The organism is Limnohabitans sp. Rim11 (assembly GCF_001269365.1).
Classification (GTDB): Bacteria; Pseudomonadota; Gammaproteobacteria; order Burkholderiales; family Burkholderiaceae_C; genus Limnohabitans_A.
This window is the reverse complement of record NZ_CXOM01000003.1, coordinates 410,227-416,851: the sequence shown is the minus strand read 5'-3', so window position 1 is coordinate 416,851 and position 6,625 is coordinate 410,227. Positions and strand designations below refer to the sequence as shown.

8 protein-coding genes and 1 tRNA gene are annotated in these 6,625 nt (G+C 51.9%); 1 reads left to right on the top strand and 8 read right to left on the bottom strand.

Annotated features, from left to right (window positions below):
* A partial coding sequence (locus AMM03_RS11025; protein ID WP_194942856.1) for an ATP-binding protein occupies nt 1-359 on the top strand: 359 nt, incomplete at its 5' end.
* A 534-nt stretch (nt 360-893) separates the two neighbouring features.
* Here the strand turns inward: AMM03_RS11025 and AMM03_RS11020 are convergent.
* The 8 genes from AMM03_RS11020 to AMM03_RS10985 all read right to left on the bottom strand — a co-directional run bounded on the left by AMM03_RS11020 (nt 894) and on the right by AMM03_RS10985 (nt 6,623).
* Nucleotides 894-968: transfer RNA gene (locus tag AMM03_RS11020), tRNA-Val, on the bottom strand.
* 67 nt (nt 969-1,035) lie between these two features.
* The gene (gene dnaQ / locus AMM03_RS11015; RefSeq protein ID WP_090131521.1) at nt 1,036-1,743 is read right to left on the bottom strand and encodes a DNA polymerase III subunit epsilon; all 708 of its coding nucleotides are present in this window, start codon (nt 1,741-1,743) and stop codon (nt 1,036-1,038) included.
* Nucleotides 1,744-1,791: 48 nt separating this feature from the next.
* The gene (gene fdx / locus AMM03_RS11010) at nt 1,792-2,130 is read right to left on the bottom strand and encodes an ISC system 2Fe-2S type ferredoxin (RefSeq protein WP_090131519.1); all 339 of its coding nucleotides are present in this window, start codon (nt 2,128-2,130) and stop codon (nt 1,792-1,794) included.
* 52 nt (nt 2,131-2,182) lie between these two features.
* The gene (gene hscA / locus AMM03_RS11005; RefSeq protein ID WP_090131517.1) at nt 2,183-4,069 is read right to left on the bottom strand and encodes a Fe-S protein assembly chaperone HscA; all 1,887 of its coding nucleotides are present in this window, start codon (nt 4,067-4,069) and stop codon (nt 2,183-2,185) included.
* Between the two features lie 21 nt (nt 4,070-4,090).
* Nucleotides 4,091-4,627 (bottom strand): Fe-S protein assembly co-chaperone HscB, encoded by a 537-nt coding sequence (gene hscB, locus AMM03_RS11000; RefSeq protein ID WP_194942860.1) that lies wholly within the window; start codon nt 4,625-4,627, stop codon nt 4,091-4,093.
* A complete protein-coding gene (gene iscA / locus AMM03_RS10995; RefSeq protein WP_055360539.1) occupies nt 4,627-4,950 on the bottom strand; it encodes an iron-sulfur cluster assembly protein IscA in 324 nt (107 codons plus the stop codon). The genes hscB and iscA overlap by 1 nt, the downstream gene beginning before the upstream one ends.
* A 23-nt stretch (nt 4,951-4,973) precedes the next feature.
* Nucleotides 4,974-5,363 carry a Fe-S cluster assembly scaffold IscU gene (gene iscU / locus AMM03_RS10990; protein ID WP_090131514.1) on the bottom strand — a complete coding sequence of 130 codons (390 nt, stop codon included), beginning with the start codon at nt 5,361-5,363 and terminating at the stop codon, nt 4,974-4,976.
* Nucleotides 5,364-5,402: 39 nt separating this feature from the next.
* Nucleotides 5,403-6,623 (bottom strand): IscS subfamily cysteine desulfurase, encoded by a 1,221-nt coding sequence (locus AMM03_RS10985; protein ID WP_090131512.1) that lies wholly within the window; start codon nt 6,621-6,623, stop codon nt 5,403-5,405.
* Nucleotides 6,624-6,625 lie beyond the last annotated feature (2 nt).

Genomic DNA, 6,625 nt, shown 5'->3' with positions numbered 1-6,625 from the left:
ACGGCCAACTGGCTCACCGCTTAATGTACGTGGACCTTGTTGTTCTGGACGAGATGGGGTACTTGCCGTTTACCCAGTCTGGAGGCGCACTGCTGTTTCATTTGCTGTCCAAGCTTTATGAGAGAACCAGCGTGGTGATCACAACCAACTTGAACTTCTCTGAATGGGCCAATGTGTTTGGAGACGCCAAGATGACCACAGCTCTTCTAGACCGCCTGACGCACCGCTGTCACATTGTTGAAACCGGCAATGAGAGTTGGCGCTTCAAGCAGTCCCAAGCGAACTCTCAACAGTCAAAGAAATCAAAAGGGAAAGGAGCAAAAAACGCAGAACAGTTAAACTTATCCACAACCGACTAGGCCAAATTATTTAAAAACCGGTGGCTCAATATTGGTTGCAAATAGTGGCTCACTTTGCGTTGCAATTCAACAATCCTGAGACTAATTCAAGAATTTATACTCTAACTTATTTAAGTAACCCTAGATAAATCTTCGCCGAGCAACTTGCCCATACTGCCCAGTTGTCCAACGTTGGACAACGATTCTTGAATTTTTTTTATTGTGGCTGCAGAACAGTGATTAACCTGTCTGGTGAGGGCCAACTGGAAAACGGGGGGTGGGGGGTGAGTGGGGTGCCGGGTGAGGTCTATCATTCAAGAAATTAATAATTAACACCCCGATTTAAATATAAGCCAGTTGCTAATAAACATCGCTCTCAACAGCCGGCAAATCCACAAGCATGGACGGTTTAAAGAACATAAGTTTCAAGGCACAGAATCGGAGGCATTGAGACAAACTAAAAAATACAATCTGGTGTTTAGGATATCTTTAGGACACATGAATAAAAAAAGCGCCTAGAGTTTCCTCTAGTCGCTTGATTTAATTAGGTATTTTTGGTGGGCAGTACAAGTTTCGAACTTGTGACCCCTGCAGTGTGAATGCAGTGCTCTACCCCTGAGCTAACCGCCCTATCGCCTTTCAGCGTAGCCCTAAATTATGCCACGGAAAATTGGGGGGTTTCTAGGAATTTAAAGAATCAGGCCGCTGCAGCCTGTCGCCAGAGAGTCTTGCCACCGCTGGCTTTGTCTAGCTGAGCCAACTGCTCCTCATGGGCGGCTTGCTCTTGGGCATTGGCCTGAATGACTGGCAGCACAAAGCCTGACAAATCCACAGACTCCTCAGAACCCGACTGCCCTTCGTCGCCACCTGCATCAATCAGCAAGGCTTCTTGGCCGCGCGTGAGGTTGATGTACACATCGGCCAACAACTCGGCATCGAGCAAGGCGCCGTGCAAAGTACGGCCAGAATTGTCTACGCCAAGGCGGTCGCACAGTGCATCCAGGCTATTGCGCTTGCCTGGGTACATTTGCTTGGCCATGACCAAGGTATCGACCACGCTGTCTACAAAGGTGGTGAAAGGCTTCTGGCCTGCCAGCTCGAGCTCTTTGTTTAAAAAGCCTACGTCAAAAGCTGCGTTGTGAATGATGATTTCGGCGCCTTGCACATAGTCCAAAATTTCTTGAACCACATCTTTGAACTTGGGCTTGTCGCGCAGAAACTCATTGCTGATGCCGTGAACCTTGAGGGCATCTTCGTGGCTGTCGCGGCCAGGGTTGAAGTAAAAATGCAGGTTGTTGCCGGTTAGCTTGCGGTTAACCAGCTCGACACAACCCAGCTCAATGACTCGGTCGCCGCCTTCAGCGGAAAGACCGGTGGTTTCGGTATCTAAAAATAATTGACGCATGGTCTAACTGTAATCGCAATGGCCGCCCAATTAAAGCGGCAATTGCTTTCAGTGGTTCTCTTTGGCGTGATTGATCGTGTACTTTGGAATTTCAATGACCACGTCTTGCTTGCCCAAAAACGCTTGGCAGCTCAAACGCGAGTTGGGCTCTAAGCCCCATGCTCGGTCCAGCAAGTCTTCTTCGGTTTCCTCAGCCTCGTTGAGGCTGTTCAAGCCCTCGCGCACAATGACGTGGCACGTGGTGCAAGCGCAACTCATGTCGCAAGCATGTTCAATGTTGATTTTGTTGTCGAGCAAGGCTTCGCAAATGCTGGTGCCGGAAGGCGCAGAAATTTGAGCCCCTGTAGGGCAGTATTCCGCGTGAGGCAAAATTTTGATGACTGGCATTGTTTTCTTTAATTAACGGTCAGTTATTTGATGAGTGCCTAGAAAAATTTTCTCAAAGACTCTGAATGTTTTGGCCTGACAAGGCCTTTTGAATGCTGTGGTTCATGCGCTCTGCCGCAAAGGCTTCAGTGGCTTTGGCCAAGACTTCAGTAGCATCTTCTACAGCCTGAGCCTCCACGGCCGTGTCTACTGTGTGCCGCAAAGCTTTCATGAGCGATTCAATGTGCGCGCGATCTTCAGCGCTCAACAACTGACCATCGGCGTTCAATGCACTTTGGGTAGCCAACAGCATGCGGTCGCCGTCTACCCTAGCTTCTACCAAAGCCCGCGCCTTCATGTCCACTTCTGCGGTTGTAAAACTGTCTTGCAACATTTTGGCAATTTGATCGTCGCTTAAACCATAAGAAGGTTTGACATCGATCTTGGCTTCTACGCCGCTGATTTGCTCTTTGGCGGCCACACTGAGCAAGCCATCTGCGTCTACCGTAAAGGTCACGCGAATGCGTGCAGCACCGGCGGCCATCGGCGGAATGCCGCGCAATTCAAAGCGGGCCAAGCTGCGGCAGTCGACTACCAAATCTCGCTCGCCCTGCAACACATGCAAGGCCAAGGCAGTTTGACCGTCTTGATAAGTGGTGAAGTCTTGGGCCATGGCCGTGGGAATGGTTTGGTTGCGCGGAATAATGCGCTCCACAAGTCCGCCCATAGTTTCAATGCCCAAGGACAATGGAATGACATCTAGCAACAACAAATCGCCAGCAGCATCGTTGCCCGCCAATTGATTAGCTTGGATGGCTGCACCCAAGGCAACCACTTCGTCTGGGTTCAAATTGTTCAAAGGCGGTTTGCCGAAGAAGGCTGCCACAGCTTCTTGCACTTGAGGCATGCGCGTAGAACCGCCCACCATGACCACGCCTTGGATGTCTTCAGCTTTGACTTTGGCATCGCGCAAGGCTTTCTTAACAGCAGTCATGCAGCGCGCGGTGAGTGCAGCTGTGGCTTCTTCAAATAGCGTACGCGTTACGTTCACTTCATGTGATTGATCGGCATGCGTCCATGTCAATGCCACTTCAGAAGCAGAAGTCAAAGCTTCTTTGGCAGCACGCGCAGCAGATTTCAAACGCGTTTTGTCTTCTGCACTCAAGCCCGCTTGCACATCTTGCAGGCCCATCGAAGCCAACGCAGCATCGGCCAACGCATGGTCGTAATCGTCTCCGCCCAATGCAGAATCGCCCCCGGTGGCCATAACTTCAAACACACCGCGCGTTAAACGCAAAACAGAAATGTCAAAGGTACCACCGCCCAAATCGAACACGGCGTAAATGCCTTCGCTGGCATTGTCTAAACCATAAGCAATGGCAGCTGCTGTAGGTTCATTAATGAGGCGGAGCACATTGATGCCGGCCATTTGTGCCGCATCTTTGGTGGCTTGGCGCTGCGCATCGTCAAAGTAGGCAGGCACAGTAATCACAGCACCGTGCAAGTCGTCATTGAAGGTATCTTCTGCGCGGTAACGCAGTGTGGCCAAAATTTCAGCACTGACTTCTACAGGCGACTTTTCGCCCTGCACGGTTTGAATAGACAACATGCCTTTGGAGGCAGCGCCTTCTGTTTTCACAAACTTGTAAGGCAACTTTTCTGGGTTGGCAATGTCAGACAAACTGCGCCCCATGAAACGCTTCACTGAAGCCAAGGTATTTTCTGGATCTTGCGCGGCATTGGCCACGGCTTCATGACCAATTTGACGACCTTGACCTGGCAAGTAGCGAACCACAGACGGCAAGATCACTTGACCTTTGTCATCGGGCAAGCACTCGGCCACGCCATTGCGAACAGAGGCAACCAAAGAGTGCGTGGTGCCAAGGTCAATGCCTACAGCAATACGCCGTTGGTGCGGATCCGGTGCCTGACCGGGTTCTGAAATTTGCAAAAGTGCCATGACTTAATTTAATTCTTGTGTTCAGCTAGAAGCGTCGAGTTGGTGCTGCACTTCTTGTGCAAATTTTTCAATGAACATGAGCGCCCTCACCTGACCTACTGCTGCTGCAAAGTTTTGATCTGTGTCTATCAGCGAAGCAATTTGCTTCAAGGACGCAGCATGAGACGCATCCACTTCATCGAGCAATTTCTCTAAGCCTTCAATTTTAGAGTGGACAACTTTGACGGCTTTGCAATCGTCTAGCGCTTCACGCCATTCCATTTGTTGCATCAAAAATGCAGGCGGCATGCTGGTGTTGTTTTCGGCATTGACCGCAGCGCCATTTAACTCACACAAATAAGCGGCGCGTTTGAGCGGATCTTTGAGGCGGTTGTAGGCTTCGTTGATGCGCACGGACCATTGCATGGCGATGCGCTGCGCTGCGGCACCTTCGGACGCAAATCGGTCGGGATGCGCCTCGCGCTGCAAAGACTTCCACTGATGATCGAGTTGTGCGCGATCTAATGAAAAAGCTGCTGGCAGGCCAAACAGCTCAAAGTCTGAAGCCTGCAGGGAAATCACACGCGGAACGATTCGCCACAGCCGCAGCGATCGCGTTCATTGGGATTGTTAAAACGGAAACCTTCGTTCAAGCCTTCGCGCACAAAGTCGAGCTGTGTGCCGTCAATGTAGGCCAAGCTTTTAGGGTCGATCAGCACCTTGACGCCGTGGTCTTCAAAGACCACGTCTTCGGGTGCTACTTCGTCGACGTATTCGAGTTTGTATGCCAAGCCCGAGCAGCCGGTGGTTTTAACGCCCAAGCGCACTCCCACGCCTTTGCCGCGCTTGGTGATGTAACGCGACACGTGCCGCGCTGCTGCTTCAGTCAGTGAAATGGCCATGATGTCTTTCCAGCAAGGACCAATTAGGCCGCTGCGTGTTTCTTCTTGTAGTCTTCGACGGCTGCTTTGATGGCATCTTCGGCCAAGATGGAGCAGTGAATTTTGACGGGTGGCAAGGCCAACTCTTCGGCAATTTCGCTGTTCTTCAGTGCGGCAGCTTGGTCCAATGTTTTGCCCTTGACCCACTCGGTCACGAGGGAGCTAGAAGCAATGGCAGAACCACAACCGTAAGTTTTAAAACGGGCATCTTCAATGACGCCAGTAGTTGGGTTGACTTTGATTTGCAACTTCATCACGTCCCCGCAAGCAGGTGCGCCCACCATGCCGGTGCCCACATCTTCGTCGCCCTTTTCAAAGGAGCCCACGTTGCGGGGGTTTTCGTAATGATCAACAACTTTTTCGCTATAAGCCATGGTGTTACTTCCTTAATCTGTTCTTGAACGCTAAAACGCTTAGTGTGCAGCCCACTGAATGGTGCTGATATCAATGCCGTCTTTGTACATTTCCCACAAGGGGCTGAGTTCACGCAGTTTGGCCACGTTGGCTTTGATGGTTTCAATGGCAAAGTCAATTTCTGCTTCGGTGGTCCAACGGCCCACGGTCATGCGCAAGCTGCTGTGAGCCAACTCGTCGCTGCGACCCAAGGCGCGCAATACGTAGCTGGGCTCTAAGCTGGCAGAGGTACAAGCAGAGCCAGAAGACACAGCCAAACCTTTGATGCCCATGATGAGTGACTCGCCTTCAACATAGTTGAAGCTCATGTTGATGTTGTGGGGTACGCGCCTGGTGGGGTGACCGTTCAAGAACACTTGCTCAACGTCTTTGAGGCCATTGATAAGGCGCTCTTGCAAAGCTTTGGCCTTGGCTATGTCTTGGTCCATTTCCAAACGCGCAATGCGGAAGGCTTCGCCCATGCCCACGCATTGGTGAGTGGGCAATGTGCCAGAACGCATACCGCGCTCGTGACCGCCGCCGTGCATTTGCGCTTCGAGGCGCACGCGGGGTTTGCGGCGTACATACAAAGCACCGATGCCTTTGGGGCCGTAGGTTTTGTGCGAGGCCAAGCTCATCAAATCGACGGGCAAGGTGTTGAGGTCGATGGGCAATTTGCCTGTGGCTTGGGCAGCATCGACGTGGAAGATGATGCCCTTCTCACGGCAGATGGCGCCAATGGCGGGGATGTCTTGAATCACGCCAATTTCGTTGTTCACGAACATGACGCTGACCAAAATGGTATCGGGGCGCAAGGCAGCTTTGAACACATCGAGGTTAACCAAGCCGTCGTCTTGCACGTCCAGGTAAGTGACTTCAAAGCCTTGACGCTCGAGTTCGCGCATGGTGTCGAGCACGGCTTTGTGTTCTGTCTTGACCGTAATCAGGTGCTTGCCGCGAGATTTGTAAAACTGCGCAGCGCCCTTCAAGGCCAAGTTGTTGGATTCGGTGGCGCCGCTGGTCCAGACAATTTCGCGGGGGTCGGCACCGATGAGGTCGGCCACGTCTTTGCGGGCATTCTCTACGGCTTCTTCGGCTTCCCAGCCCCAAGCGTGACTGCGTGAGGCGGGATTGCCAAAGTGCTCGCGCAACCAAGGAATCATGGCATCGACCACGCGCGGATCGCAAGGATTGGTGGCGCTGTAGTCGAGGTAAATGGGGAAATGAGGTGTGCTGTTCATGC